Genomic DNA, 25,121 nt, shown 5'->3' with positions numbered 1-25,121 from the left:
ATGATTCTGATGGCGGCTCAGGGCAATATGGGCACATCCTGTCTTCTTTGAGGAGCGATGCCAATGCTGCTGTTTCTGCTGCTTGCGTTAAGCGCGCCGAAGACCCAGGGTGCCTATGACGAAGTCCGGGAACTGCCCGACGGCCAGACACTGATATTGCGCACCCTGGACTGGGATCTCGGCGATGGTCGCCACGAGCGCGTTACCGTGCATTGGCTGCTGCAGGAAGACGGCAGCCTGCGCTACGACTTTGATCGGCAGCCACCGGAAACCCAGGAGGTCCATCGTCGGTCGTGCGCGCTGCAGGGCATGCGGCCTTCGCGTGGCGTCAACATGATCTCAGGAGAAGGAGCCACGCACGGCTTCAGCTGCACCAGCCAGCGGTAGCGCCGAGCCCACGCTCGGCTCCTCCCGTCTACATCCACGCATGGCGTGGATCTACTGCAGCAGCCACGCGTGGCCCCGGCAACAGCTGCGGTACCATGCCCTCCCCCGAACCGCCCCGGTACCCGCCGTGCCCCATTACACCGGCCCTCTGCTGACCCGCGACAGCGCTGACACCCTGCACCGTGCCCATGACAAGGGCGCTGCTGAATGGCAGGGCTCGCTCGACCTGGGCCGGAGCCAGGACAGCGTGGCCCTGAACGCCGACGGCTTCCACTTCCGTGGCCAGGCCTACCCGTGGCCGGGCAAGTTGAAGGACCGCACGCTGTACTACTGGGACGGCGAGGACTTCGCGCCGATCTCGCGCTACAGCGGTTCGCTGATCAAACTGGTGCCGACCGGATGGGGCGCACCGACCTTCGAGATCGACGGCATCAAGATGCTGCCGACCTCCAAGCTGTCACCGTTCGAGGATGCGCGCCGCAAGGTCGAGCTGGTCGCCCCGGCCGGCAAGGTCATCCTCGATACCTGCGGCGGCCTGGGCTACTTCGCCGCCTGCGCGCTGGAGGCCGGTGTCGGCCAGATCCGCTCGTTCGAAAAGAACGCCGATGTGATGTGGCTGCGCACGCTCAACCCGTGGTCGCCGGATCCGGACTCGGCCGCCGCCGGTGGCCGCCTGCAGTTCAGCCACGGTGACGTCTCACAGCAGATCGAACAGGTGGCCAGCAACAGTGTCGACGCGATCCTGCACGACCCGCCGCGCTTCGGCATCGCCGGCGAACTGTACTCGCAGGTGTTCTACGACCACCTCGCCCGCGTCATCCGCAAGGGAGGGCGCCTGTTCCACTACACCGGCGCGCCGAACAAGCTGACCAGCGGCCGCGACGTGCCACGTGAAGTGGCCAAGCGCCTGGAAAAGGCCGGTTTCAAGGCCGAGCTGGCGCTTGACGGCGTGCTGGCCGTCAAGCGCTGAGCTTCATTCCGAGTCAACCTTGGCCAGCTTCATCACCCACTTCGGTACTTCCGGTTCACCGGCGTAGAAGTCTTTCGGCTTCTTCTCGGCCATCGCCCAGCGGTGCAGCCAGCTCGGGCCATAGCGACCGCTGTAGCCCTCGGCACCGCGCGCGTAAGCAGGATCGCGCATCGCCTCATCCAGTGAAATGAAGCGATAGCCGCGCCGCTTCGTCGCCGCCACCAGTTCGGCGAAGGTGGCTGCATTGAGTTCGTTGGCATGCATCAGCCAGACCTGCGGCAGCGCGTAGCCCAGCAGCGCCTGCGACTGCTTCTCGTAGTAGTCCAGCTTGTTCAGCATGTACGGCACATAGCCCTTGCGCAGCTGCGCCAGCGTCGCCTCGCGCGCCGGGGAATCGGGCTGCTCGTTCATCACGTTGGCATAGGCAAACGCCCATACCCACTCCCCGTTGTCGACCGTCACCGGTGCCACGCGGTAGCCGTGCTGCTTGAAGAACACGTCCATCTCCGCGCGTTCTTCCGGTGTGCGTCCGGCACGCAGATAGGGATGGCGCATCCACTGCGGTTTCAGTCCGCGCTCGGCCAGCAACGGCCGCAGCACCGTTTCACCACGCAGAAAATCCTGCTGGAACGCAGGCACCCCCCTGGCGTTCAGATCCATGTGCGAATACGTGTGGTTGCCCAGCACATACCCGGCGTCCAGCCAGTCGCGCAGCATCTGCACCCGCGCGGGCTGCACGTGTCCGTTGATCTCAAGCTTGTTCTCGTTGACGAAGCCGACCACCGGCACACCCGCCTGGCGAAGCTGGGCCATCAGTGCTTCGTGCCGCGACTGCAGGTCCGGCGGAACGATCTCGTCCACCCGCGCCCACGGCAGGTCGTCGATGGTCATCGCGATCCGGCGATCCACCTCGGCGGCGTGTACCGCCAACGAACACAGCAGCAATGGCACAGCACGCAGCAACCAACGCATCAGCACATCCTTGCAGGGGCGAAGTGCTGACTCTAGCGCGATTGCGGGCGCGCGGCCGGTCCCACACCCGCTATGGGCCGGGCGACTGCACCTGACGTTCGCGCACGATCGCCCGCCACAACATGAATCCTGCAGCCATCGCCATCAGCATCAACGCGACCAGCACCAGGGCAAGATCATCGGGATTGCGCAGCAGCGGTGCATGCTCATGGGTGAGAATCTCGAACACCACCTGCTGTGCCTGTGCCAGCGGCAACCGGCCCTGCTCGCCCAGCTCCACCAGGCACGCCGCTGGGGACAACTTGGCCACGCCAGTCCATGCCAGGTCGTACAGGTGCAATGCCCTGAGGGCCAGCGTCAGGATCGCGGCGTGCAGCGCCATCAGCCCCCAGTTGGCACGTCGCAGGCGTTCCGACAGGCGGCCCAGCCGGTAGACGCTGATCGACATCGCGCCCAGCAGCGCCAGTACCACGCCCGCCATCGGAATCCACTGCAAGGGTTGCCACGGTGCAAGCGCAGTGGACCGCGCCAGCAGTTGTTCGGCCACCTGCATGCGCGCGACAGGGTCGGGCCCACCGCATGCGTCATCCACCGGCTCCAGCAGCAGTCCCACACGGTAGTGGAAGAAGCCGACTGCAAGGGCTACCGCCAGCAGCGCCACCACCTGCAGTGCCAGCAGGATCGGGCCAGGACCACAGATACGACAGAAGCGGGTAGCAGCAGAGACCATCGGTTCATCCATGACAACAAAGGACCATCCTAACCAAGCGCCCTGTGCTTGTCGGCTGGCGGATACGACAACCGGCGCGCGGTCCCGGTAGGATGTGGATGAGCATGGATGGTCGTATGTAGAGGTATTGTGGATGGTCACGCTGTATCTGTGGGTGCGAACGTTGCTTCCGCTGTTGGCGTTCGTGATCGCGTGGATGCTGCTGTCGCGCCTGATCAAGGCCCGCGTGGCGCGCCTTCCACGGGTTCCCTTGAACCTGCCCGAGCACAGCAGCAGCCCGCGCAGGAAGGACCGGCGCATCTACGCGCGCAAGCTGCGGCGCAAGCCAGGTCTGCGTACCGCAACGCGCCCGGCCTCCGCGCCGCGCAGCTGGAACCTCGCAGCGGTGTTCGTTTCGCTCTTCACGTTGATCGCCACCGTGCTGGTCGTGCCGGATGGCGCGCGCTTCCAGGTCATGGTCGAGAGCATCACCGGCTACCCGGCTACGATTGCGGAAGTACATGTTCCCGCTGCCGGGCAACCCCTTGTGCTGCAGGCCTGGCAGCCAGCACTGGCGCAACTGTCGCGGCCGGTAACGATGCGCTACCCGATCGGACGCACCGGCGGCGAGCATGATGCGCACGCCACGCTACCGGTACAGGTGAGGCATCAGGGGGATCGGCTTCAGGTGGCTGTGGCCATGCCGGTGGACTCCGAACGGTTGCGTGCAGAGCTTGCGCGCCTGGCGGGGCTGCCGGTTGAGGCTATCACCGTCCGCCAGAACAGGATCTCACCCTGGCTGGAACCCGGCTGGAAGCCGCTGGCCGACCTGTAGAGCCGAGCCCACGCTCGTCTGCTGCAGTAGCTCCACGCCATGCGTGGATGGATGCAGAGCGGAGCCGAGCATGGCTCGGCACTACAGATCACGATCCGCGCGGCAGCTTCGCGGCCCACATGTTGTCCACCAGATTGGGATAACGCCGCCCGTTCTCTTCCGCCCGCTGCCGCGCTGCCGCCTTCTGCGCAGGCGACAACGGCTGCGAGGTCTGGCCCTTGGGATTGGGCTTCTTCCACGGGGGCATCTTCGGTTCACGCATGGCCGCAGCTTACCGCTTCAGGAAGTTCAGCAGCGCCAGATTGAAGTGGTCGGCATGGCTCGTGTTGCAGCCATGCGGTGCGCCTTCAAGGATCACCACCTCGCTGCCCGCAATCGCCTGATGCGTTCGCTGCCCGGAACCTTCAAACGGCACGATCGCGTCGCTGTCACCGTGCAGGATCAAAGTTGGCACCGTGATCTTCTTCAGGTCATCGCGGAAATCGGTGGTGGCAAACGCCTTCATGCAGCCCAGCGCCGCCACCTGGTCGGATTGATGGCACAGCGCGATCGCCGCCTGACGCGTCTCTTCGGTCACCATCAACTGGCCGTTGGCGCTGAAGAAATCACGGGTGAACCCATCGAAGAACGCCTCGCGGTCCTTCTCCAGCCCACTGCGCATGTCATCGGCCTTGGCCTGCGTCAGCGGTCCCTCGGGGTTATCGTCACTACGCAGCAGGAACGGCGGTACCGCCGCGGCGAACACCACACTGTGCAGGCGATCCTGGCCATGGTTGGCCACGTAACGCGCCACCTCGCCACCGCCCATCGAGAAGCCGACCAGGGTGACGTCGCGAAGGTCACGTTCCTCGATCAACCCCGCCAGGTCCGCCGCCAGCGTGTCGTAGTCATAGCATTCGGCGGGCTTCTCGGAACGCCCGAAACCACGCCGGTCGTAGCTGATCACCCGGTGCTGGGCATCGCGCAGGATCGACACCTGCGGTTTCCAGGCATCGGCGGACAACGGCCAGCCATGGATCAGGATCACCGGGCGGCCGTCGCCACCACTGTCTTCAACATGCAGGCGGATGCGGGAAGCAGGCATGGGAGCTCCTGTGGAAGGGGAGGCTTTCAGGCTATTGACCGCCGCCTATCGCGACCGTGATGGAATCACCGGTCGCCATGACATCGCCTGCACAGACGACGACGCCTCGGCCGGGCCGCCAATGCGGGCATTCGCTCCGTGGAAAACCCGTTTCATCGGAAGCCGGCTGCAACGGCCCAAACGCCATGCGAGCCTGCGTGAACCACCTTTGGAGCCTCGCCATGTTGCTGCCTACCTTGCCCCTGCTGGCTGCCGGCCTCGTCGCCACAGCGCCGTCCACCGATGACCTGCGCCAACAGATCCGCCAGGCCGACACCCAGCTGTTCGCCGTCGCCTTCGAGGCCTGCGATGCTGACAAGGCCGCCGCGATGACCACCGAAGACATGGAGTTCTTCCATGACAAGGACGGCAAGTCAGCCAGCAACCGCGAGGACTTCCGCCGCAGCGTGGCCAACATGTGCAGCAATGCGCGCAAGGGCGGCTGGAGCCTGCGCCGTGAGCTGGTGGAACCTTCGCTGCAGGTGTTCCCCTTGCGCGACGAGCGGGCGCTGGAAATCGGCGACCACCGCTTCCATGAACGCGGCAAGGACGGTGTGGATCGCTGGGTGGGCCAGGCCCGCTTCATCCAGGTCTGGCGCCGCGTGGACGGGCGCTGGTTGGCCGAGCGGGTGATCAGCTACGACCATCGACCGGCGGACTGACCCCTCGGGGCGCGCTTCACGGGCCGGATCTATACTGACCGGGCCCACCACGACCCACCGCTACCGTTCGATCGCCATGGCAGAGATCACCCCCAACCACCCCGACTACGGCCTCAACCAGCAGATCCGTCAGGGCGTGGCCGCGCTGGACGCGCAGCATGGCCGTCCGTTCGACCAGACCAGCGAGCGACTGACTGCCAGCCTGACCGTGCTCGCCCGCGAGCAGGGCCTGCAGCAGGTCGACCATGTGCTGGTCAGCAACGCCACGGCCAACCAGCCGGCCGGGCACAACATCTTTGTGGTGCAGGGCGACCCGGCCAATCCGGCGCACCTGCGCGCGATGATGCCGACCGCTGTGGCGGCGCAGACGCCGGTGGAGCAGTCGATGCAGAAGCTGGGCATTGCCCCGCAGCAGCCCGCCATGGGGCAGCTGCCCGAACAGCAGGCCCGAGAGCAGGAACAGCAGCAGAACCCGGCACACCGCCTGGGCTGAACCGCCTCCAGCGTTGCTGGCGGCCCAGCGCGAGAATGCCGGCTCGCCGTGGCGCTTGCCGCCCTAGGCCATGCGCGGCCCGGAGTGCTCCTGCACTTGGCTCTGCTGCAGCTCATCCTGCGTGCGCGACTGCGCAGACTGCGACAGCTGCTCGGCACGCTCGAACGAGGTTTCCGCCGGTGTCTGCGCGGCCAACGCCGTTGCCATGCTGGCGCGCAGCTGTGCCGGGTCGTTGCGCTCGCCCTGCACGATGAAGATGTTCTGCGCCACATCGGCCTGCGCCGTGCGATCGCTCAACAGCACGTGGTCGACATGGGTCAGGCCGTTCGCCTTGGCCAGGGCGTACAGGCTGGCGCTGATGTTCTTGCTGGTGGCATCGAAGGTGCGGCCCCGCTCTGCATCAAGCAGGGCCACACCCTGGTGAATCTGCGATAGGAGCGGATCATTGCTGTGGCGGGCCAGATGATCACCGCTTCGTTCGCCCATGCCCTCAGCGTCGCTCAGGATGCGTTGCTGGAAGCTGCGCGCGGGCAAGGGATTGGTTTTCTTCTGATTGAGCTCGCTGTCCGGAAACGGCGGATCAATGCTGTCCACACCATGGATGTTGCGCAGCGGTCGGAATCCATCCTTGCCTGCGCCCTTGCTCTCCAAGGGAATGCGGACATCGGGAAGCAATTGGCCAATGCCACCTCCCAGCGCGTTCACATCGATGCTCTTTTTCCGCTCGATGCCCGCGTGGTTCAAGGCTTCCCAGGTGAAGTCAACGCAGTTGTGGCGCACGTCCTTGTATTGCAGATCGAAGCCGTACTTACTTGGGTACGTGCCGAACGCTTCAAGCTTCTTGTACTGCTCCTCGCTGATTTCGAGAGTGCGGCTGTAATGGGGGTCCTTGTAGATCGTCGCATCATCATTCATGACCTTGCCTTGGCCGTTCACGCTTCCGTGTTCTATGGGTGCAAACCCATAGCTCTGAGGCTGCTGACCGGGCGCACGAAGCACGTAGAACATGTGGCCTGGCCCGGAAGTCTGCGGCACCCCATCAATAACTTCCTGGCTACCGGTTTTCTTGTCTATCAGCGGCGTGCCGGGGGCGGCGATGATGATCTCGACGACGTAACGTGGCTTGTCCATAGGAAGAATCCTTCAGTTCCCTTCAGCAGTAGGTCGGTAACTATTTTCCAGAGAGAGGGTCAGCATGAACCCGCAGCTGTGCCGGGTAATGCTGGAGCACGGCGGTGGGCTGCACCGTGCGTACATCCAGGCGGTAGCGGGCACCCGTTTCCATCGGCAGAGTGACGATGCTCAACCTGTACCGGCTGGCGTCCATCGATACCTGCTGCGCGTAGCGCCAGTCTGCCGATGCATGCCATTCGGGGAGCGGCTCACCCAGATTGCGCGCCCTTACCTGATAGACATCAGAGGTAGCAACGTCCTGCCAGGCACCTGCGACCCAGCGCTGCAGGGACAACTGGAAGGGAACATGAACACTGTCCATGTCAGGCTCACTGTCAGGCGCGGGTCCGTGTCGCTGCACCTCAAGATCCAGCACATAGGGTCGACCCGGATAGAAGTTGCGGGCATTCGTTTCGAACTCGAAGCGCACCGCCTTGCCGGACTCGGCAACGTCGATCGGCTTGACCAGATCCAGCGGCTCCGGCGCATCCGGTATGCGGCTGCTGCAGGCGCCGAGTGCGCCCGCCAGCGTGAAGATCAGGCCGGCAAGCAACCAGCGATGGATACCCAGCATGATTCAGACCCTTTGGCTCCCTGCCATGAAGTTTCTACCCTGGCGAGCGAACAAAGGCGCCACAACCAAGCGATTGATTACTTTCCAGCGGGACGGGCGGCATGGACCCGCAAACGGGCCGAGTAATCCTGCAGTGCCGCGGTCCTCCGCACCGTACGCACGTCCACGCGGTAGCGGGAGTTAATTTCCATTGGCAGAGCAACCAAGCTCAGCGTGTACTGGCCGTCACTCCCCATGTGCGGCGACGTATACCGCCATTCGCTGGATGCATGCCATTCTGGAAGCGCTTCCCCCCCGTTGCGAGCCATTGCCTGGTAGCTGTCGTAGGTCGCAACGTCCTGCCAAGTACCTGCGGTCAACCGCTGCAGGGACACCTCAAAGGGGATCTGCATTGTGGCGATGCTCGGCTCGCGGGTGTCCTCCGGCCCCTGATGCTCAACTTCCAACTCGAGCGCATAGGTGCGACCCGGGTGGAAGTTGCGGGCATTCGTCTCGAACTCGAACCGTACCGCTTGGCCGGACTCAGCCACCTTGATCGGCTTGACCAGGTCCAGCGGCTCCGGCGCGTCCGGTACGCGACTGCTGCAGGCACCAAGTGCGCCCGCCAGCGTGAAGATCAGGCCGGCACGCAGCCAGCGATGGATACCCAGCATGATTCAGACCCTTTGGCTCCCTGCCATGGGCTTCAACCCTAGCGGGCAGCCTCTGGCACTGCAACCAGGCAAAGAAAAAGGCAGGGTCTGCACCCTGCCTTCTTCACGCGGCACGTCAGCAGGCGGGGCCCGGCGTCAGCGCCTTACAGCTGAATCCGCGCCACGCTCTCGTCAGCGCCCTTGTCATCCTTCTCGCCATTCTTGATGCTCACGAACAACACGTTGTTCTTCGCATCCAGCGCCAGGCTGTTCGGGTGGGTCGGCACCGTGTAGGTGGCCATCTTCTGGTAGCTGTCACTGTTGTAGGCGGTCACCGTGCCGGCTTCGCGGTTGGTCACGTACAGGCGCTTGCGCGGTGCATCCAGCAGGATGCCCAGCGGGCCGGCGTCGGTCGGGATGCTGGCCAGTTCCTTGCCGGTGCTGCGGTCCAGCACCAGCACGCGCTGGCCCGGGTGCTTGCTGACCAAGCCGCTGCTCTTGGCCTGGTAGCCACGCAGGAATTCCGAGCCCTGGTCGGTCACGAACAGGCGCTTGCCGGCCGGGTCCAGCGCAATGTTCATCGGCTGCTCGGCGGCGATCTTGTGCTGCGCCACCACCTTGTTCGAATCGGTGCCCACCACCACCAGATCGGCCAGCAGGTTGCTGGTGTAGACGCGCTTGTTGGCCGCATCCAGCGCCAGGCCCGGTGCCTTGGCATTGCCCAGGCCGTCGATGGTGTTGATCACCTTCAGCGTGGTGGTATCGATCACGAACAGCACGCTGCTCACGTCCGGCTGGCTGCTGTGGCCGGTCACGTACAGGCGGTTGGCCGCGCTGTCGACCACCAGTTCGCGCAGGTCGTGGGTGTAAGCAGCCTTGCCGTCCTTGCCGGTCTTCTTCTCCATCAACTGGATGGTGCCGACAGCCTTGTTCTGCGCGGTGTCGACCACGGTCACCGACAGGTCCACGGTGTTGCCCACGTACAGGCGGTTGTGGGCGTCATCCAGCACCACGCCGAACGCTTTGCGCTCCAGCGGGATGCGGGTTTCCACGGCCAGCGTGGTCGGGTTCAGGCGCAGCACCTGCGCCGGGCCGGCGTCATCGCCGAAGCCGCCGGACGAGGCCACGAACACGGCATTCTGCTTCGGGCTGTAGGCCAGCTCGTACAGGCCCTTTGCCACAGCCTGGCGCTGCACGGCGGCGGTGGCACTGGCGGCGGGTGCGTTGTCGGCGAACGCGGAGGGCACGCCGAGGCTGAGCGAAACGGCAACGGCCAGAGCGGCCGAGCGGAAGAGAGGATTACGGAACATGCGAGCGTCCTTGAATGGGCACGGGAGGGTGTCCTGGCTCGCTGGGCCGTTCTACGACGGCCCGACCTGCATCTGTCTGCGCGGGGTGGGCTGGCTGGGTAGCGGGGGAATGGTAGCAGGTGGGGGGCGTGGCGTGCGCCGGCGCGCGTATGGCAGGCGCGCGGATTACTGTTCCTTCAGGCGCAGCGAATCGGCCACATCGGTCTTGGCCGCCACCTCAGTGGCGATGCTGGCGCGGCGGTGCCCCGGGTCGTTGCGATCGCCCTGCACGATGAAGATGCTTTCGGCGGCATGGCTGCTCTTGGTTGGCTGGCTGAGCAGCACGTGGTCCACGCGTGAGAGATTGTTCTGCTTGGCCAGCACCAGCAGGCTGGCACTGATGCGCTGGCTGGCCGCATCGAACGGGCGGCCATGCGCGGCGTCCAGCTCGGCCACTTTCTGGATCAGCTGCGCGAACAGGCGATGGTCCGGATGCGAGGGGTCCAGCAGCGTGCCGGCCACTTCAATCGGCGTCGGCGGCGGCTCATCGCTGCCACGGTCGCCTTGGCGATGGTGTTCGGCCTCGCGCTCGGGCATCGCATGATGGGTTTCGGCATTCAGATCGCTGCCCGGGAACGGCGCGGCAATGCACTGGATTTCCGGCAGGTTGAAGAGCACCGCGAACTCGCCCAGGTTGCTGCCGCCGTCCAGCGGCGCCGGCAGCGGATGCAGCCCGGCGTAGTGCAGCGCCGCCCAGACGAAATCGCTGCAACGGTTGATGCTGGCCGGGCGATCAACATCGAATTCGAACTCGGCCGGTTCCTCGGCGAAGTCACGCAGGCAACCGTAATGCTCATCGGTGATTTCCAGGGTGCGGCTGTAGTACGGATCCAGATGCTCGTCGGCATCGTCGTAGCGCACCTGCGCGTACTGCACGCCGGTGTGGGTATCGCCCGGCGCTAGGCGCGGCGGTGCGAAGCCGTAGCTGTGGGCCTCGTCGCCTGCCGCCACCTGCAGGTACATGTGGCCGCGCGGCGAGATTCCCCCACTTTTCAATGGGGTGCCGGGCGCGGCCAGATAAAGAGTTGCCGTGTAGCGTGTTGCCTGCTCCATGCCTGTTCAGCCTTGATGGGTGCTGCGGTCCTGGCTGGATGATGGCATAGGTGGGATGGGGGGCAGGTGGAGGACAAAGCTAAGGCCACGGCTGGCTTGCTGAATATGTGAACCAGCCAGCAATCCCAACGGGAAGAAGCTGACTCCTTCGCTACTTGGGCCTGCGCAGGTAGGCAATCAGCAGTTCGGGGTTGACCTGCCCGGTTTCTCCGAGACATTGATATCTAGGAAGATGGCTCCAATCGGAAGATGAGCCCATGAAGAAGAGTCGATTCTCAGAAGAGCAAATGGTGACGATCCTGCGCGAGGCAGATCGCACGACGGTGGCGGAGGCCGCCAAGAAACACAAGGTCAGCGACGCCACGATCTACGCTTGGCGCAAGCACTTCGGGCAGATGCAAGCAGCCGATGTCAAACGCCTCAAGGCCTTGGAGCTTGAGAACAGCCGTTTGAAGAAGCTGCTGGCCGAGCGCGATCTTGACATTGAGATCCTCAAGGAGATCAACGCAAAAAAATGGTGAGCCCGCTGGCGCGGCGCGAGCAACTGGACTTCGTGCGTGCACGGGGCCTGAGTCTGCGCCGCGCCTGCGGGCTGATCGGAATGTCCCGGGCCACGCCGAGCTATCAGTTGCGCCTGCCGGCCAGGGATGCGCCGGTGCTCGCTGCGATGCGGGAGCTCTCGGCGCAGTACCCAAGATACGGCTACCGCCGCATCCGCATCTTCTTGCGCCGCAAGGGCTTCGAGCTGAGTTGGTCGCGTACGCATCGCTTGTGGCGCCGGGCGGGACTGCTGGTGCCCCGAAAGCGTCCACGCAAGCGCATCGCCTCGGTACGCCCGCGCATTCATACGCCCTTCAAGGCCAACATGGTCTGGGCCTATGACTTCGTCTTCGACACCACGGCCAGTGGTCAACAGATCAAGTGCCTGACCGTCGTGGACGAATACACCCGAGAGTGCCTTGCCATCGACGTGGCCGGGGCCATTCGCTCCAGGCGCGTGATCGAAGTGCTGTCGCGGCTGGTGAGCCTGCACGGCGCGCCGCTGTTCATGCGTTCGGACAACGGGCCGGAGTTCGTCAGCCACGCCATTCTGGAGTGGATCGCCCACTCGGGCATCGCCACCGTGCTCAACGACCCCGGCAAGCCGTGGCAGAACGGCACAGACGAAAGCTTCAACGGCAAGTTGCGCGACGAATGCCTGTCCATCGAGTGGTTCCGCTCGCGCCGCGAGGCCGCCGTGCTGATCGAAGCCTGGCGCGTTCACTACAACGAGGTGCGACCCCATAGCAGCCTGCAATACTTGACTCCGACGGAGTTCAAGCAGCAACCCCGTCACAACCTGCAACCCGCTGTCTTCTAGTTAAAACTGTCTCGATTAAACCGAGCAGGTCACAGTGGAGCTACAGCGTTGGAAAGATGGATGGGGCTCATCAGAGAGACGCAGGAGGAACTTGAGCGCACCTGAGAACAGCTGCCCTAGATCTGCGTCCCAATAGCCCCCATCTGCACTCTGCCCCGGCAGCCAAACGCGTCAATCAATGGCGCAAGGAACCTGGTTCTGGCTAGAATCCTGGGCACTTAGCTTCTGGGACAGGGATCTAGGATGGAACTCCCATTCGAGGTGGGCGCGCTCTACAACCGTCAAAAGCAGATCCACGGTGTATTTGGCGGGCAACAGCAAGGCGGCATTTCGACACCCAAGGAGCATCCGCTAGTCATCGCGTTCACTGGCGAGGCCGGCGTGTCTCACGGATACCATGACTTTTGGGACGACGACGAGGTCTTTCATTACTTCGGCGAGGGTCAAGTCGGAGACATGAAGTACGTGGCGGGCAACCGAGCGATCGGCGAGCACGTCAAAGATGGCAAGACGCTAGTAGTGTTTCAGATGATGGGCAAGGGGCGGCCCTATCGGTACCTTGGTAGGTTCATGTGCCAGTCCTCCTACGTTCGACCTGACACGCCAGATGGAAAAGGGCAGCCTAGAGCTGCGATCGTTTTCCGCTTGAGATCATTGGAAGCCTCGCTGGGCCTTGCGGCGAGCGAGACGGACCAAGCAGAGATCGATGCCGCTATCGATGACGTCGGCGCGACCACTACAAGACGCGAAACCGAAGTGCGGACGAAGCAACGTCTCTTCCGCGAGCGCCTGATCGGCGTTGAGAAGGGTTGCCGGTTGACCGGCATTGAGGACCTCAGATTCCTCCGCGCGAGCCACATCAAGCCATGGGCTGATAGCACTCATAGCGAGCGTGTTGATGGGGAGAACGGCCTTCTGCTGGCCCCCCATGCGGACCTGCTGTTTGATCGGGGGTGGATTAGTTTCTCGTCGATCGGTCGCCTGCTAGTCTCGAGCGGCCTACCGCCTGATGTGCAAGTTCGTCTTGGTCTGAAACTGGATGCTTCGCATCGTTGTGGAGTCTTCTCCGCAAAGCAACTTAGCTTCTTGGAATTTCACCGAGACGTTGTTTTTGATAGCTGCCGTCTCCCATCAGGTTGCCCAGAACACTAACTCGAAAATTTTCTGTAATGATCCACCGATTTTTGCTCTCGGAAGGTCGCCGATGCGGTGCTCGCCATACCGATTTGCGACAAGTGCCATCCCAGCAAATGTCGCGTGCCGCAGTCGATCACTAACACCCTGCTGAGCCGGTCGTCCTTGCCACCCCAGAGCCGGCACAGATCCGTAGCCCATCACTGATCCTGCCCCTGGTCGCGAGAAGTCTTCGCTTCGATTCGCGGACGCTGACCAAGCGGGTGCTTCTTGCACCAACCCTTGAGCTGGAAGATCCGCTGCACGATTCACGCCCAGCAATGCAACCACAGTGCGGTAGCCGAACGATGGCTCCGCCTCGATCATATCTATGATTGGCTCGGCCAGCTTGGAATTGGCCTTGGCCGAACCCTTAGTCGGCTTGGAGGGGTTCTACCCCGTTTTCACGGACACTTACAAGAAGGCCGATTCAGGCCATGAGGAGTGTTCATGTCAAAGCGTAGGAAGTTCAGTGCCGAGTTCAAGCGCGGTGCGGTTGAGCAGGCGAGCCAGCCCGGCATCAGCTGCGCCCAGGTGGCCCGGGAGCTGGGAATTCGCGACAGCCTGCTAACCCGCTGGAAGCGCGAGGCGCAGAATCCAGAAGCGGCCGCTTTCGGCGGCGCCGGAACGCCACGGGACGAAGAGTTGGCTCGACTCAAGCGTGAATTGGCGCGGGTGAAGAAGGAACGGGATTTTTTGCGAGAAGCGGCGACGTTCTTTGCAAAGGGATCATCCTGAGGTATCAGGTGATCGAACGTTGCCGCGATGAGTTTCCGATCCGGCTGATGTGCCGGTGCCTGAAGGTATCGGCCAGCGGCTACTACGAGTGGAGTAAGCGCCCTGCGAGCGCCCGGCAGGTCGACAATGAGCGCCTGGTGGTAAGGATGCGCGAACTGCATGAAGACAGCCGGGGTACTCTGGGAGCTGGCCGCATGCGCGAAGACTTGGCTGAGGAAGGCGAGATCGCCAGCCTGAACCGGGTCGCGCGCCTGATGGCGGCCGACGGCCTGCAGGGCTGGCCCCGGCGGAAGCGTCGCGGGAAGCGTGGCAGCCCGTCCGTAACGCCGCCGGGCGTGGTCAACCTGCTTGAACGCGATTTTCTCGCGCTGGAGCCGGAAACCAAGTGGGTCACGGACATCACCGAGATCAAGACCCAGCAGGGCAAGCTGTATCTGTGCATCGTGCTGGATCTTTACGACCAGCGCATTGTGGGCTGGTCAATGCACGATCGACAGGATCGCCAGATGGTGATCCGGGCGGTGCAGATGGCGGTCTGGCAGCGTCAAGGCAGCGATGAGGTGATCCTGCATTCGGATCGTGGCAGTCAGTTCCGCAGCGGTGACTACCAAGGATATCTCGCGGCTAACGGGCTGATCTGCTCAATGAGCGCCGTTGGACATTGCGGCGACAACGCCGCCTGCGAAGGCTTTTTTGGGCTGCTCAAGCGTGAGCGAGTCTATCGAACGAGCTACCCGACACTGGATGCAGCAAGAGCGGATGTGTTTGACTACATCGAGCGACGCCACAACCCAAGGATGCGGCGAAGGGTCGCCAGGCAGGATCAGAAGGTTGCAGCTCTTTTAGAACCGTCCGTGATATCGGGGTAGAACCCGAGTATGTCGACCGACGCGCGGCACCCGTGTCTTTCAGCCCCTGCTGGACCGATAACATCAGCTCACGTCCTTTCCCCTCAGGACGGCCCGCTTCTTTCGGGCGCTGATCACCAGCATTGCCTCGCCGGAGGCCTCCTGAAGACCCTTGAGCCGCCGCTCGTACTACCTACGCACATCCTCAGGCTTGGCACGCCGGGCATTCTCTACGCCGCGCTTGCCGTCCTCGACCCAAATTTCGATCTCAGCGGGGGTCAGATCGAACCGCCGGCTGGCTGCGGCCGCAGCCGTCTCGCTCTGGGTGAACTCAAGGACCAGCGCCGACTGATGCCGGGCCTGCCATCGCCTAATTGTTTTCTACCAGCATTTCTCTCATCGACGTCTCCTTCGGGGAAAGTAACACCTGAGCAGAAAATCCGTGGTTCATTACAGTACGTCGCCAAAGTACGGCGAGTGAAGCATAGGTACAGTGCAATGCGCGAACTAGAAGATAAGCGTCCCCTGCCTATCCAGACGGGTCAAACCATGGATTCGAGACATGCCCTCGCGGAAGTCGGAGGTTCCCCCGTAGCTTGGGTGTCGCACCTGGTCAACCTCAACGCCCAGCTTGGATGCATAGAGAGCCGCGTCCTGCCCAATGGCGACAATTCGCTCAATCCTCAAAATCCTAATCAATTGAGTATTGAGCTCGCTGGCAACCGCAAACTCATGAGCGGTGAATTTTCTGTTTGTAAGCTCATCCCCATCCACATACGGATGAAATGGGAATACATTCCAAAGCATGGGCGGAGCGCTTATTTGACGCAAAACTGACCAGATCTCTGTAGCAGTCCGCTCCGCCACAACTGGCCCCACCGTTGATCGCTGCGGCTGTGCAAATCCATAAAGCGTACCCAGTTCGGACAAGTGCGCTTCATCAGTCAGGGCGACGCCGGTCCGTCGCCCTCCACGGTAGCCGAGGTCCCGCCCCATCCACATGACCCTAGAATCAATTTCCCTGACCGCATTTAGATAGTTGAGGAGGAGTGCCCTTCGAATCAGCGGACTCTCAACAGACTTATCATGTGTTACGCACACGTCTGCGTATGGGTTGAACACCCTTGGCAGGCTTACGCCTGCCAGTCGCTCTACGAACTTCTTTGTGCTCAGTAAGCTCATCTACTTCTTGAAGCCCTTTGTACGTGATTCTGCGCGCGTTGAGATCGGCGACGACATAACCGCCTCTCTTTTCCTTCAGAGTTCTGAAGACCTCGAACCCCATAAGGATAGCATTTGCCCACTCCCAGGGCTGGCACGCCTCGACCTCATACCCCTTAACAAGCGACTGAACCTGCTTCAGAACCGGGTAAGGAAATTTCTCTAAGCGCACCCCTGCAAAAAGATGCTCGCGCCCGATGTTAAACATCCATGTGGAAATAGCCTCCTCGATTATTATCGCTCGCGCGCCGTCCTCATTCTCATCAAGTGCTGGCGATGACTTTCTTTTTCGCTTAAGTAGGGCGCGAAGAACTGGCGACCAACCCAAGCAGGCAGCGTATGCCAGGTGAAACACATCATGAAACCGGTAGTCGTCTGCTTCGTGGCTATTGTCGGTCAATCGATCTCCAACGTTAATGCCATTGACCGAGATGAACGCGTACGGAACTGTGCGGACCTTTCGCTCTTCAAACCGTACCCAAAGTGTACGCGGGAGCTGCTCGTTCTGATCTGAAGCTGAGTCGAAGAGCTCCGATGGCGAAGGACTTGCACCCGGCCACCGCGCACGAACCTTATCAACATTATCTCTGGCGACCTGCTCCAGGTCGAGGTTCAAGGAGTGCGTCAGGAGCGCAAGATCCGCTAGCATTCCAGCCAGCGCAGGAAGTGCTGCACCGGGTGACGAGACCAGAGCACCGGCTCGCCCAACAGCACGCTGAAGGGCTTCGTTCTCTCCCATCTGAACCGAGCTCTTGCTAGCGTTAACAAAGCCCGTCAGACGCCGAAAACTTACATCGGCGTCCCTCCCCCCGAGCGGCTGCACGCGAAGAATGGCCGCAACTTCATTAATGGCCGATTTTAGCAAAGCCGACATCCTAAATTTCTGATGCTTAGCTATTGCAAACAGATACCAGAGAATGTCACCAATTTCCTCAGACGCGACACTTGCCTCTGCGTCCGTCAGCGCATCCCTCTTTGCTTTTTTGATCCCCGAGCAAAGCTCACCAACCTCACCTATTAGGCCGAGCTTATGCTTGAAAAGCTCATCACCTGTCCCCTGAAATTGATTTGAGCTCATGGCAGAGCTCAGATATTGGTCAAAACCGAAGACGCTCTTAAGGCGAGTCATGTTCAGAAGGCTCCCTTCCATTGCGCCGGCTGACCGTGGACTCCGGCAGCATGGCTAGACGTTAGCCAGGCAAGGAAGGAATCTTTGAGTGATTCCGGAATATTAACGATGTGGCCCCGGCCTGGGCGACATAAGTCATGCCTCCCCTGCTTCCTCGCAGACATCGGAACAGCCACTCTACGATCGCCGAAATAATAGAAATCATCCGCAACTAAAACCCTATCTGCGCTAACGTCACGCTTCATGTTTTCGAGATTGGCTCTACCGCCCGGGAAACTATGGTGGGAGTCCGACTGAATCCAAGCGCCCGCTTCCTTATGGTAGATATTGTCGCCATAGGCGCGCTTTAAACTTCCATTGAGCACCGGCCGCTTTACTTCAAAACGTGGATCATTCCAATACTCATCGAAACTCAGCGCCTCGCCAACCTTCATAGCATAGATCAGGTCGCCTTGCCTTCCTGTTGAAACGGCACCAACTCCAATTATCCAGTCCCCTAGCGACGCATTCCCGCGTATCTTCGGCTTACAGGTAGCCAGAGTACATGATCCAGAGAATGGATTTGGCGCAAAACCGAAGTCCCTAACCACCACATAGCTATACAAGCGACTCATTGGCATTTGATCCTCTTGATCTCCCTATCCCCCATCTCAGATCCATCTGAGCACTCCCAACTATCTTTCCCCTCGATGGCTGAAATGATCCGCTCCGAATTCCACCCAACAACTGAATCGGCATACTTCACGAGGGATTCCGGGAGATCGCAACCGCCCTCCCCATGGACCCATATCCCTACAATCCGCTTCCCCAACGCGCTTGCACGCTCCACCTCCCAGTTCACCCAATCGCTGGTCCGGGTATCAGGAGTAATAAGCACGACAACCACCCCAGCCCACTCAATTTGAGGCGATATCACCTGGTACTTTATGTAATCCTCGCTCTGGGCATTATTTGGAGTCTGCGAGGTAATTGACGAGTCTTTGCACTGAAACCCCGATCGACTAAGCAGATCATAGAGCTTCTGAATGTGTGCCTCGTCCTCTTGTATATGGCTAACGAAAACATTCCTTGATTTCATACCCACCCCTGCTTGGTTAGATATCCTTTCTTGCCTCCCACTGAGTATGCTCCCTAGAGAAAGCATTCTCAGCGTCTCCGACGAAGAGGGAGAATTCCCGCTCACCCTTCACCTGCGCCAGCTGCTCCTCCACGACTCCAATCTCATGAGCGGTTAACGCATAGGAGGCGGCTAGTTCAGAGTATCGCTTTGACTGCAGGTAGGCCAGTGCCCCGGACGCGATTGCGACCAGGACCTCTGTCGGCCAGTACTGAAAATCTGAAAACTTTATCTTCAGGAGCGCAGAAGCGACGGCGGCGGTATTCGCGGCCACAACTACAGCGAAACATGCCCTACTGCGCGAAGAACTCTCCTTCGCCTTCGACGCGTACCATGCCCTTTGATTCGAGATTCGGTGGAGCCGATAAGTCGCAACGCGCATAGCTAGGTCATTGCTCCTGAGAAAGCGCATCTGCTCAGTGATCTGACGCGCCTCCAAGTCACTCTGGAAACGACCTGCTAGCTCTCTGTTCTGATGAAGCGTCGCTGCTAGGCGAGATTGAAGTAACTTTTCCGCGTCCTCGTCAGCTTCGTCAAATGGCTCGGCGCGCGAAAGGAATCGCCATGTGAGCGTTTTCGTTGATTCTGCCAATGCGCGGGCGGCGTACCAAATACGCTCAGCTCTAATGGTATATAGCGCCACTGAGAACGCCAACGCAGCGAGAAGCGCCAATGCCTGTAGGAGCGCGATCAGCCAATGATCGACTGAGCCGAAAGAGAGTGCCGCTCCGAGAATCAAGAAGACCAGGTTGCATCGAAGCAATAGAAAGAACCGACGCTGCTCACGTGCTGCGAGATCGTCTGCAGATCGGTACAAAGCCGGGAAGTCTTCTATACGCATCCGTGCTCCCTCACCCCAAAAAAAAGGGACGGCGATTGCCGTCCCTTTATTCAATCAAACCCCAACAGGGTTAGCCTTCTCCGGATCAATCTTGTACTGCTTGATCGCCCGGGCCACATCCTTCGCGGTCATCTTCCCTTCCTTCGCCAGCGCCGCAATCGCGGCATGCGCGATGTAGTAGCGGTCAACCTCGAAGAACCGGCGCAGGTTCGCACGCGTATCCGAGCGACCAAACCCATCGGTACCCAGCACCGTATAAGACATCGGCACGAACGCACGGATCTGGTCCGCATACGCACGCACGTAGTCGGTGGCGGCAATCGCCGGGCCCTGGCGGCCTTCCAGCAGTTCGGTCACGTAGGCCTTGCGCTGCTCACCTTCCGGATGCAGGCGGTTGGCACGTTCCACGTCGAAACCATCGCGACGCAGTTCGTTGAAGCTCGGGCAGCTCCAGATATCGGCGGTCACGCCGAAGTCCTTGTCCAGCAGCTCGGCAGCAGCAATGGCTTCGCGCAGGATGGTGCCCGAACCCAGCAGCTGCACGCGCAGCTCGCCCTTCTTCGGCTTGCCGGCGTCGGTCAGCAGGTACATGCCCTTGACGATGCCTTCGGCCGCGCCTTCCGGCATTTCCGGGTGGGTGTAGTTCTCGTTCATCAGGGTGACGTAGTAATACTCGTCCACCTGGTCTTCCATCATGCGCTTGGTGCCGTGCTGCAGCACCACGGTCACTTCGAAGCCGAAGGTCGGGTCGTAGCTGCGCACGTTCGGGATGCCACCGGCCACCAGATGGCTGAAGCCATCTTCGTGCTGCAGGCCTTCACCATTCAGCGTGGTGCGGCCAGCGGTGCCACCCAGCAGGAAGCCGCGGGTACGCATGTCGGCTGCCTGCCAGGCGATGTCGCCCACGCGCTGGAAGCCGAACATCGAGTAGTAGATGTAGAACGGCAGCATCGGCACGTTGCTGACCGAGTAGCTGGTACCGGCGGCCATCCACGAGCTGATCGCACCCGGCTCGCTGATGCCCTGCTGCAGCACCTGGCCGCTCTGGTCTTCGCGGTAGAACATCAGCTGGTCGGCGTCGACCGGCTTGTACTTCTGGCCGAACGGCGCGTAGATGCCGATCTGACGGAACAGGCCTTCCATGCCGAAGGTACGGGCTTCGTCGGCCACGATCGGCACGATGTGCGGGCCCAGTTCCTTGTCGCGCAGGGTGATGTTCAGGCTCTGCACGAAGGCCATGGTGGTGGAGTAGCTGCGCTCGCCGCTGCTCTTCAGCAGGCGGTCGTAGGCTTCCAGCTTCGGCGCCACGAAGGTCTTGTCGGCCTTGCGGCGACGCTGCGGCAGGTAACCGCCCAGCGAAGCACGGCGTTCCTGCAGGTACTGCACTTCCGGCGAATCCGGGCCCGGGTGGTAGAACGGCACCTGGCCGTCGGCCAGCTGCGCGTCGGTCACCGGAATGTTGAAGCGGTCGCGGAAGTGGCGCACCGCTTCGTCGTCCAGCTTCTTGGTCTGGTGGGTCGGGTTCAGTGCTTCACCGGCGCTGCCCATGCCGTAACCCTTCACGGTCTTGGCCAGGATGACGGTCGGCATGCCCTTGGTGTTCACGGCCTGGTGGTAGGCGGCGTACACCTTGTGCGGGTCGTGGCCACCACGGTTCAGGCGCCAGATGTCGTCGTCGCTCAGGCCGGCCACCATCGCAGCGGTTTCCGGGTACTTGCCGAAGAAATGCTCGCGGGTATACGCGCCGCCGAAGGCCTTGCAGTTCTGGTATTCGCCGTCGACGGTTTCCATCATCAGCTTCTTCAGGACGCCGTCGCTGTCCTTGGCCAGCAGGGCATCCCAGTAACCGCCCCACAGCAGCTTGATCACGTTCCAGCCGCCGCCACGGAACACGCCTTCCAGTTCCTGGATGATCTTGCCGTTGCCACGCACCGGGCCGTCCAGGCGCTGCAGGTTGCAGTTCACCACGAAGATCAGGTTGTCCAGGCCTTCACGGCCGGCCAGGGCGATGGCACCCAGGGTTTCCGGCTCGTCGCTCTCGCCGTCGCCGATGAAGCACCACACCTTGCGGTCGGACTTCTCGATCAGGCCACGGTTTTCCAGGTAGCGCATGAACTGCGCCTGGTAGATGGCGGCCAGCGGGCCCAGGCCCATCGACACGGTCGGGGTCTGCCAGTACTCCGGCATCAGCCACGGGTGCGGGTAGGAGGACAGGCCACCGCCGTCCACTTCCATGCGGAACTTGTCCAGCTGCTCTTCACTGATGCGGCCTTCCAGGAAGGAACGCGCGTAGATGCCCGGGGCGCTGTGGCCCTGGATGAACAGCAGGTCGCCCGGGTGGTTTTCGCTCGGGGCGCGCCAGAAGTGGTTGAAGCCCACGTCGTACAGGGTGGCGCCGGAGGCGAACGAGGCGATGTGGCCGCCCAGGTCACCCGGCTTGCGGTTGGCGCGGACCACGGTGGCCATCGCGTTCCAGCGGATGATCGAACGGATGCGCCATTCCAGCTCGGCATTGCCCGGGCTCTTGGCCTCGAGCTGCGGCTCGATGGTATTGACGTACTCGGTGGTGGGAGAGAACGGCAGGTAGGCGCCCGAACGACGGGTCAGTTCCACCATGCCTTCCAGCAGCTGATGCGCGCGCTCGGAGCCCTCGACATCAATAACGGCCTTCAACGACTCGATCCACTCCTGGGTTTCCACAGGATTCGGGTCGTTGTTCAGCACCTCGTTCAACCAGTTCATTAGCGCTCCCATAACCGCACGCACGCGCGCGACTGTTGTATAGATTTCTAGACCGCAAAGTGTAGCGCACCAAGGGCTTTCGTCACTTGGCTACGCAGGCGTATGGATGCAACCGGCCAGTGTCCGCAAGGGGCTTGCCGGGCCCGCTGAAGGCCCTGCGGCGGGCCTTGTTGGCTGCGCGGGCTGTCGCTTGCGGGCCGCTGCGCCCATGTGCAGGACGCAGTGTTACCGCTGCCGATGACGGTTGTAGGGCAGCGCCATGCCCACCTGTATCGGCTCCGCGTGCTGGCGCTGAACGGGCGACAACGTGTCGCACCTGCCTCTGGATCGCCCCCCGCCCTGCCCTCAGGGTAGGCCTCGAGTGTTGGCCTCGCCCGCTTCGGTCCGCCGTCTGGCCCTGCCTCACTCCCTTCCACAGTGTTGCCCGGGGCGCCTCGCAAGGGGCGCCCCTTTTGCTGTGCGCGGGGCCGGCCGTGGCCCAAAACTGACCTGCTTGTGGCCGGATCGATGATTGTCGGCTTCGATATATCGATATATCGTTTGCACACTCGTTTACCGATATATCGAAATGAGCCGTACCGCTTCTCCCAGAGCCCGTTCCACCAATCCGGAAGTGCCACGCCGCAACGGCCAGCCGCGGGTGCTCAGCCGCGGCGACCTGCGCCTGCTGGTGCTGGCCCTGATCGGCGAGCAGCCGCGCCACGGCTACGAGCTGATGCAGCTGATCAGCAACCAGTTCATGCAGGCCTACACGCCCAGCGCCGGCACCATGTACCCGTTGCTGGCCAGCTTCGAGCAGGCCGGCTGGATCGAGGCCGAGGAAGTGGACGGCAAGCGGATCTTCCGCATCACCACCGCCGGCGAGTTCGAGCTGAAGGTGCAACGCACCCAGGTGCGCTTGGCGCAGCGGCGTGCCTTCGACCGTGCCCGCGAGATCACCAAGGCCTCGCTGCCGCCGCCGCTGGCCGGCGCACTGCGCGAGTTCAAGCGGGCGCTGGTGCATCACCACGGCCGCTGGGCCGAGGGCGAGGCGGAAGAAGTAGCGGCGCTGCTGACGCGGGCATCCGCGCTGCTCAACGGTACGGCCGGTAGCGAGAGCCCACCCTTTTCTACGACCCAGCCAGACTGACTCCAGCCAGGTCGCCCCTACGCCGCGCGCCCCCGCGCGACACCTTTACAGGTAACCCCATGACCGAACACAACAACACGCGCCTGCGCCTGGATGTGCGCTTCCGTGAACTGACCGTGCTGCGCACCGAAGAGGTCACCCCGCACATGCGCCGCATCGTGCTGGGCGGCGCCGAGCTGGCCGGTTTCGATTCGCCCGGCGCTGACGACCACATCAAGCTGTTCTTCCCCAATGCCAGCGGCGAGATGGTGCTGCCGGTGGTCACTGCCGAAGGCCGCAGCTATCCGGCCGGCAAGGAGCCCTCACCGGCCCGCGACTACACCCCGCGCTGGTGGGACCACGAAACCGGCGAGCTGGCCATCGACTTCGTGCTGCACGACCAGGGCATTGCCGGGCCATGGGCCGAGCAGGCCAAGGCTGGCGACACGCTGGTGATCGGCGGCCCGCGCGGCTCGTTCGTGGTGGCCGACAGCTACGACGCCTATGTGCTGATCGGCGATGAAACCGCGCTGCCGGCCATCGCCCGCTGGCTGGACGTGCTGCCGGAGGATGCCGAGGTGCAGGCCTTCATCGAAGTGAGCGATGAAGCCGAACGCCAGGACCTGCCGCAGTACGAGAACGTGCGTATCCACTGGCTGGAGCGCAATGGCTTCCCCGCGGCCAGCAGCACGCTGCTGGAAGACATGCTGACCGACTTCGAAGCACCGGACGGCGATGTCTTCTACTGGATCGCCACCGAATCGCGCCGCGCCCGGATGATGCGCAAGTTCATCGAAGGCCACCTGGGCGTGCCGCGCGACTGGATCCGCTCGACCGGCTACTGGAAGGCCCACCCGGACGAAACCGACGGCGATTGACCGGGCAGCCGGTGGGTGCGGACCCTGCTTGGTGGGTGCGGACCGTTGGTCCGCACGCCCTCCGATGGGTAGTGCCGGCCGCTGGCCGGCAACCTCATGAACCCTCGGCAGGAACCTGCAATTGCCGGCCAGCGGCCGGCACTACCGCGTTGGATGCCACCTGCCGCTTCCACCCGAACAGCTGCGCGGCCCAGATCTCCAGCGCCACCAGCAGCGCGATGATCAGCAACGGCAACAGCAGCCCGAAGTACACGCCGGGCATCATGCCGTTGATCTGCGCCTTCACCAGCCGCAGCACGCCACGGGTGTGCAGCAGCTCATCGACGTGCATGGTCAGCGCCTCGCGCACCACCTTGGGCTCCAGGCCGAGCGTGCCGGCCTTGTCCACCAGCGTGTCTTCCACCATGCCGCGCAGCAGGCCTTCGCGCACTTTGCCGATCACCCAACCGGTGCCGCGCGCCAACGGGCCGTTGCCAAGACGATCAAGACCGGGCAACGGATGTTCGCTGAGGTAGGCCGAAGCGATGGTATCGGCCACATCCCCCACCGTGCCCTGGCTGCGCAATGCCTCGCGCATGCGCGGGTCGTCCAGCGAATCGGTGAAGCCTTCGCTCCAGCCTTCCACCAGGGTCTGCAGGTGCGGCTGGAAATGATCGAGCTGCTTGAACAGCGCGCGGTGCGCGCCAGCAGTAAAGCCCAGCTGCAGGCCGAAGAAGGCGGTGGCCAGCGGCAGCAGCACCACGTAGCTGGCCAGCAGCCAGTGATGCCAGCGCTTGCGCCGCTGCAACCAACCCTGGCGGTGCAGCCAGCGCCAGGCAAAGATGCCCAGCACCAGGCCAAGCAGCGTACCGAGCACGCTGCCGCCCAGCAGATCGAGCACGCTCAGGCCCGTCCAGAATTCGTTCAACCAGTACTGCGTGTCCTGCATGGGTCTTCCTTCCGTGGATGCGGCTGCGCCTGAAATGCCAGCCAGGTAGAGTCGACTGTTAGTTGTGATCTCTCTGTAGGTTGTTCATCCGGGACATCTTTGGAAA

The 25,121-nt window shown here is 62.4% G+C and carries 26 protein-coding genes; 11 read left to right on the top strand and 15 right to left on the bottom strand.

The annotated features are described in order from the left end of the window. Nucleotides 1-57: 57 nt before the first annotated feature. Both ACZK5G_RS02125 and ACZK5G_RS02120 read left to right on the top strand, forming a co-directional pair. Nucleotides 58-387, top strand: coding sequence for a hypothetical protein (locus ACZK5G_RS02125; protein ID WP_478465171.1), 330 nt, complete (start codon nt 58-60; stop codon nt 385-387). Between the two features lie 127 nt (nt 388-514). Then, a complete protein-coding gene (locus tag ACZK5G_RS02120) occupies nt 515-1,357 on the top strand; it encodes a class I SAM-dependent methyltransferase (RefSeq protein ID WP_478465169.1) in 843 nt (280 codons plus the stop codon). A 3-nt stretch (nt 1,358-1,360) separates the two neighbouring features. On the opposite strand, the gene ACZK5G_RS02115 is transcribed toward ACZK5G_RS02120, so the two are convergent. Together ACZK5G_RS02115 and ACZK5G_RS02110 are read right to left on the bottom strand one after the other, a co-directional pair. Continuing rightward, nucleotides 1,361-2,329, bottom strand: a complete 969-nt coding sequence (locus tag ACZK5G_RS02115; RefSeq protein ID WP_132809012.1) for a polysaccharide deacetylase family protein — start codon at nt 2,327-2,329, stop codon at nt 1,361-1,363. A 70-nt stretch (nt 2,330-2,399) separates the two neighbouring features. Continuing rightward, nucleotides 2,400-3,059 (bottom strand): hypothetical protein, encoded by a 660-nt coding sequence (locus tag ACZK5G_RS02110; RefSeq protein WP_279912357.1) that lies wholly within the window; start codon nt 3,057-3,059, stop codon nt 2,400-2,402. Between the two features lie 133 nt (nt 3,060-3,192). On the opposite strand from ACZK5G_RS02110, the gene ACZK5G_RS02105 reads away from it, so the two are divergent. Continuing rightward, nucleotides 3,193-3,873 carry a hypothetical protein gene (locus ACZK5G_RS02105; protein WP_478465168.1) on the top strand — a complete coding sequence of 227 codons (681 nt, stop codon included), beginning with the start codon at nt 3,193-3,195 and terminating at the stop codon, nt 3,871-3,873. An 88-nt stretch (nt 3,874-3,961) separates the two neighbouring features. On the opposite strand, the gene ACZK5G_RS02100 is transcribed toward ACZK5G_RS02105, so the two are convergent. Beyond that, nucleotides 3,962-4,135 carry a hypothetical protein gene (locus ACZK5G_RS02100; protein WP_180853052.1) on the bottom strand — a complete coding sequence of 58 codons (174 nt, stop codon included), beginning with the start codon at nt 4,133-4,135 and terminating at the stop codon, nt 3,962-3,964. A gap of 9 nt (nt 4,136-4,144) precedes the next feature. Further along, entirely contained in the window at nt 4,145-4,957 is an 813-nt protein-coding gene (locus tag ACZK5G_RS02095) for an alpha/beta fold hydrolase (protein WP_478465166.1), read from the bottom strand. Nucleotides 4,958-5,178: 221 nt separating this feature from the next. Here ACZK5G_RS02095 and ACZK5G_RS02090 point away from each other — a divergent pair, with 221 nt between their 5' ends. Together ACZK5G_RS02090 and ACZK5G_RS02085 are read left to right on the top strand one after the other, a co-directional pair. Then, entirely contained in the window at nt 5,179-5,658 is a 480-nt protein-coding gene (locus tag ACZK5G_RS02090; RefSeq protein ID WP_317216831.1) for a nuclear transport factor 2 family protein, read from the top strand. A gap of 76 nt (nt 5,659-5,734) precedes the next feature. Next, nucleotides 5,735-6,151 (top strand): XVIPCD domain-containing protein, encoded by a 417-nt coding sequence (locus ACZK5G_RS02085; protein WP_478465165.1) that lies wholly within the window; start codon nt 5,735-5,737, stop codon nt 6,149-6,151. 63 nt (nt 6,152-6,214) lie between these two features. Here the strand turns inward: ACZK5G_RS02085 and ACZK5G_RS02080 are convergent, their stop codons facing one another. From ACZK5G_RS02080 to ACZK5G_RS02060, 5 genes are all read right to left on the bottom strand, one after another. Beyond that, complete coding sequence (locus tag ACZK5G_RS02080) at nt 6,215-7,282, bottom strand: XVIPCD domain-containing protein (protein ID WP_478465163.1); 1,068 nt, start codon at nt 7,280-7,282, stop codon at nt 6,215-6,217. A 40-nt stretch (nt 7,283-7,322) separates the two neighbouring features. After that, the gene (locus ACZK5G_RS02075; RefSeq protein WP_478465162.1) at nt 7,323-7,898 is read right to left on the bottom strand and encodes a hypothetical protein; all 576 of its coding nucleotides are present in this window, start codon (nt 7,896-7,898) and stop codon (nt 7,323-7,325) included. A 77-nt stretch (nt 7,899-7,975) separates the two neighbouring features. Beyond that, nucleotides 7,976-8,551: a hypothetical protein gene (locus ACZK5G_RS02070; RefSeq protein WP_478465161.1), complete on the bottom strand. Its 576-nt coding sequence runs from the start codon at nt 8,549-8,551 to the stop codon at nt 7,976-7,978. 143 nt (nt 8,552-8,694) lie between these two features. Continuing rightward, on the bottom strand, nt 8,695-9,840 hold the full coding sequence (locus ACZK5G_RS02065; RefSeq protein ID WP_478465160.1) for a YncE family protein: 1,146 nt from the start codon (nt 9,838-9,840) through the stop codon (nt 8,695-8,697). 165 nt (nt 9,841-10,005) lie between these two features. Further along, a complete protein-coding gene (locus ACZK5G_RS02060; RefSeq protein WP_478465158.1) occupies nt 10,006-10,932 on the bottom strand; it encodes an XVIPCD domain-containing protein in 927 nt (308 codons plus the stop codon). A gap of 257 nt (nt 10,933-11,189) precedes the next feature. Here ACZK5G_RS02060 and ACZK5G_RS02055 point away from each other — a divergent pair. The 4 genes from ACZK5G_RS02055 (at nt 11,190) to ACZK5G_RS02040 (ending at nt 15,888) form a co-directional block, all read left to right on the top strand. After that, nucleotides 11,190-12,292, top strand: a protein-coding gene (locus tag ACZK5G_RS02055; protein WP_181859227.1) for an IS3 family transposase whose coding sequence is annotated in 2 segments (ribosomal slippage) — nt 11,190-11,448 and nt 11,448-12,292 — 1,104 coding nt in all. Because the reading frame shifts where the segments join, the coding sequence is not laid out codon by codon here. Between the two features lie 243 nt (nt 12,293-12,535). Continuing rightward, complete coding sequence (locus tag ACZK5G_RS02050) at nt 12,536-13,444, top strand: HNH endonuclease (RefSeq protein WP_053091917.1); 909 nt, start codon at nt 12,536-12,538, stop codon at nt 13,442-13,444. A 471-nt stretch (nt 13,445-13,915) separates the two neighbouring features. After that, nucleotides 13,916-15,072 (top strand): IS3 family transposase gene (locus ACZK5G_RS02045; protein ID WP_430369994.1). Its coding sequence is split into 2 segments (ribosomal slippage): nt 13,916-14,156 and nt 14,156-15,072, totalling 1,158 coding nucleotides; the frame shifts between segments, so codons are not numbered across the junction. A 9-nt stretch (nt 15,073-15,081) separates the two neighbouring features. Further along, nucleotides 15,082-15,888: a hypothetical protein gene (locus ACZK5G_RS02040; RefSeq protein WP_478465156.1), complete on the top strand. Its 807-nt coding sequence runs from the start codon at nt 15,082-15,084 to the stop codon at nt 15,886-15,888. Between the two features lie 247 nt (nt 15,889-16,135). On the opposite strand, the gene ACZK5G_RS02035 is transcribed toward ACZK5G_RS02040, so the two are convergent. The 5 genes from ACZK5G_RS02035 to aceE are packed head-to-tail and all read right to left on the bottom strand — an operon-like array spanning nt 16,136 to nt 22,101. Beyond that, nucleotides 16,136-17,401, bottom strand: coding sequence for a MazG nucleotide pyrophosphohydrolase domain-containing protein (locus tag ACZK5G_RS02035; RefSeq protein ID WP_478465155.1), 1,266 nt, complete (start codon nt 17,399-17,401; stop codon nt 16,136-16,138). A gap of 2 nt (nt 17,402-17,403) precedes the next feature. Then, the gene (locus tag ACZK5G_RS02030) at nt 17,404-18,015 is read right to left on the bottom strand and encodes an Nmad2 family putative nucleotide modification protein (protein WP_080354129.1); all 612 of its coding nucleotides are present in this window, start codon (nt 18,013-18,015) and stop codon (nt 17,404-17,406) included. Continuing rightward, nucleotides 18,012-18,479, bottom strand: a complete 468-nt coding sequence (locus ACZK5G_RS02025) for a TIR domain-containing protein (protein WP_478465153.1) — start codon at nt 18,477-18,479, stop codon at nt 18,012-18,014. Before ACZK5G_RS02025 ends, ACZK5G_RS02030 begins: the two co-directional genes overlap by 4 nt. Nucleotides 18,480-18,495: 16 nt before the next feature. Further along, nucleotides 18,496-19,359: a DUF4231 domain-containing protein gene (locus ACZK5G_RS02020; RefSeq protein WP_478465151.1), complete on the bottom strand. Its 864-nt coding sequence runs from the start codon at nt 19,357-19,359 to the stop codon at nt 18,496-18,498. Between the two features lie 54 nt (nt 19,360-19,413). After that, entirely contained in the window at nt 19,414-22,101 is a 2,688-nt protein-coding gene (gene aceE, locus ACZK5G_RS02015) for a pyruvate dehydrogenase (acetyl-transferring), homodimeric type (protein ID WP_197582269.1), read from the bottom strand. A 568-nt stretch (nt 22,102-22,669) separates the two neighbouring features. Here aceE and ACZK5G_RS02010 point away from each other — a divergent pair. Continuing rightward, nucleotides 22,670-23,230, top strand: coding sequence for a PadR family transcriptional regulator (locus ACZK5G_RS02010; RefSeq protein ID WP_049421165.1), 561 nt, complete (start codon nt 22,670-22,672; stop codon nt 23,228-23,230). A gap of 59 nt (nt 23,231-23,289) precedes the next feature. Beyond that, a complete protein-coding gene (locus tag ACZK5G_RS02005) occupies nt 23,290-24,087 on the top strand; it encodes a siderophore-interacting protein (RefSeq protein ID WP_004139602.1) in 798 nt (265 codons plus the stop codon). 94 nt (nt 24,088-24,181) lie between these two features. On the opposite strand, the gene ACZK5G_RS02000 is transcribed toward ACZK5G_RS02005, so the two are convergent. Continuing rightward, the gene (locus ACZK5G_RS02000) at nt 24,182-25,015 is read right to left on the bottom strand and encodes a hypothetical protein (RefSeq protein WP_478465148.1); all 834 of its coding nucleotides are present in this window, start codon (nt 25,013-25,015) and stop codon (nt 24,182-24,184) included. Nucleotides 25,016-25,121: the final 106 nt, after the last annotated feature.

This window comes from Stenotrophomonas sp. 62841_Sma (assembly GCF_056482945.1).
Note: the sequence above shows the minus strand (reverse complement) of the source record. Positions and strands in the feature narration are given on the sequence as shown.

Coding starts and splice junctions, on each gene's coding strand:
- ACZK5G_RS02125 (WP_478465171.1), top strand. CDS start 58: ATGCCAATGCTGCTGTTTCTGCTGCTTGCGTTAAGCGCGCCGAAGACC.
- ACZK5G_RS02115 (WP_132809012.1), bottom strand. CDS start 2,329: ATGCGTTGGTTGCTGCGTGCTGTGCCATTGCTGCTGTGTTCGTTGGCG.
- ACZK5G_RS02110 (WP_279912357.1), bottom strand. CDS start 3,059: ATGGTCTCTGCTGCTACCCGCTTCTGTCGTATCTGTGGTCCTGGCCCG.
- ACZK5G_RS02105 (WP_478465168.1), top strand. CDS start 3,193: ATGGTCACGCTGTATCTGTGGGTGCGAACGTTGCTTCCGCTGTTGGCG.
- ACZK5G_RS02100 (WP_180853052.1), bottom strand. CDS start 4,135: ATGCGTGAACCGAAGATGCCCCCGTGGAAGAAGCCCAATCCCAAGGGC.
- ACZK5G_RS02095 (WP_478465166.1), bottom strand. CDS start 4,957: ATGCCTGCTTCCCGCATCCGCCTGCATGTTGAAGACAGTGGTGGCGAC.
- ACZK5G_RS02090 (WP_317216831.1), top strand. CDS start 5,179: ATGTTGCTGCCTACCTTGCCCCTGCTGGCTGCCGGCCTCGTCGCCACA.
- ACZK5G_RS02085 (WP_478465165.1), top strand. CDS start 5,735: ATGGCAGAGATCACCCCCAACCACCCCGACTACGGCCTCAACCAGCAG.
- ACZK5G_RS02080 (WP_478465163.1), bottom strand. CDS start 7,282: ATGGACAAGCCACGTTACGTCGTCGAGATCATCATCGCCGCCCCCGGC.
- ACZK5G_RS02075 (WP_478465162.1), bottom strand. CDS start 7,898: ATGCTGGGTATCCATCGCTGGTTGCTTGCCGGCCTGATCTTCACGCTG.
- ACZK5G_RS02070 (WP_478465161.1), bottom strand. CDS start 8,551: ATGCTGGGTATCCATCGCTGGCTGCGTGCCGGCCTGATCTTCACGCTG.
- ACZK5G_RS02065 (WP_478465160.1), bottom strand. CDS start 9,840: ATGTTCCGTAATCCTCTCTTCCGCTCGGCCGCTCTGGCCGTTGCCGTT.
- ACZK5G_RS02060 (WP_478465158.1), bottom strand. CDS start 10,932: ATGGAGCAGGCAACACGCTACACGGCAACTCTTTATCTGGCCGCGCCC.
- ACZK5G_RS02050 (WP_053091917.1), top strand. CDS start 12,536: ATGGAACTCCCATTCGAGGTGGGCGCGCTCTACAACCGTCAAAAGCAG.
- ACZK5G_RS02040 (WP_478465156.1), top strand. CDS start 15,082: ATGTCGACCGACGCGCGGCACCCGTGTCTTTCAGCCCCTGCTGGACCG.
- ACZK5G_RS02035 (WP_478465155.1), bottom strand. CDS start 17,401: ATGACTCGCCTTAAGAGCGTCTTCGGTTTTGACCAATATCTGAGCTCT.
- ACZK5G_RS02030 (WP_080354129.1), bottom strand. CDS start 18,015: ATGAGTCGCTTGTATAGCTATGTGGTGGTTAGGGACTTCGGTTTTGCG.
- ACZK5G_RS02025 (WP_478465153.1), bottom strand. CDS start 18,479: ATGAAATCAAGGAATGTTTTCGTTAGCCATATACAAGAGGACGAGGCA.
- ACZK5G_RS02020 (WP_478465151.1), bottom strand. CDS start 19,359: ATGCGTATAGAAGACTTCCCGGCTTTGTACCGATCTGCAGACGATCTC.
- aceE (WP_197582269.1), bottom strand. CDS start 22,101: ATGAACTGGTTGAACGAGGTGCTGAACAACGACCCGAATCCTGTGGAA.
- ACZK5G_RS02010 (WP_049421165.1), top strand. CDS start 22,670: ATGAGCCGTACCGCTTCTCCCAGAGCCCGTTCCACCAATCCGGAAGTG.
- ACZK5G_RS02005 (WP_004139602.1), top strand. CDS start 23,290: ATGACCGAACACAACAACACGCGCCTGCGCCTGGATGTGCGCTTCCGT.
- ACZK5G_RS02000 (WP_478465148.1), bottom strand. CDS start 25,015: ATGCAGGACACGCAGTACTGGTTGAACGAATTCTGGACGGGCCTGAGC.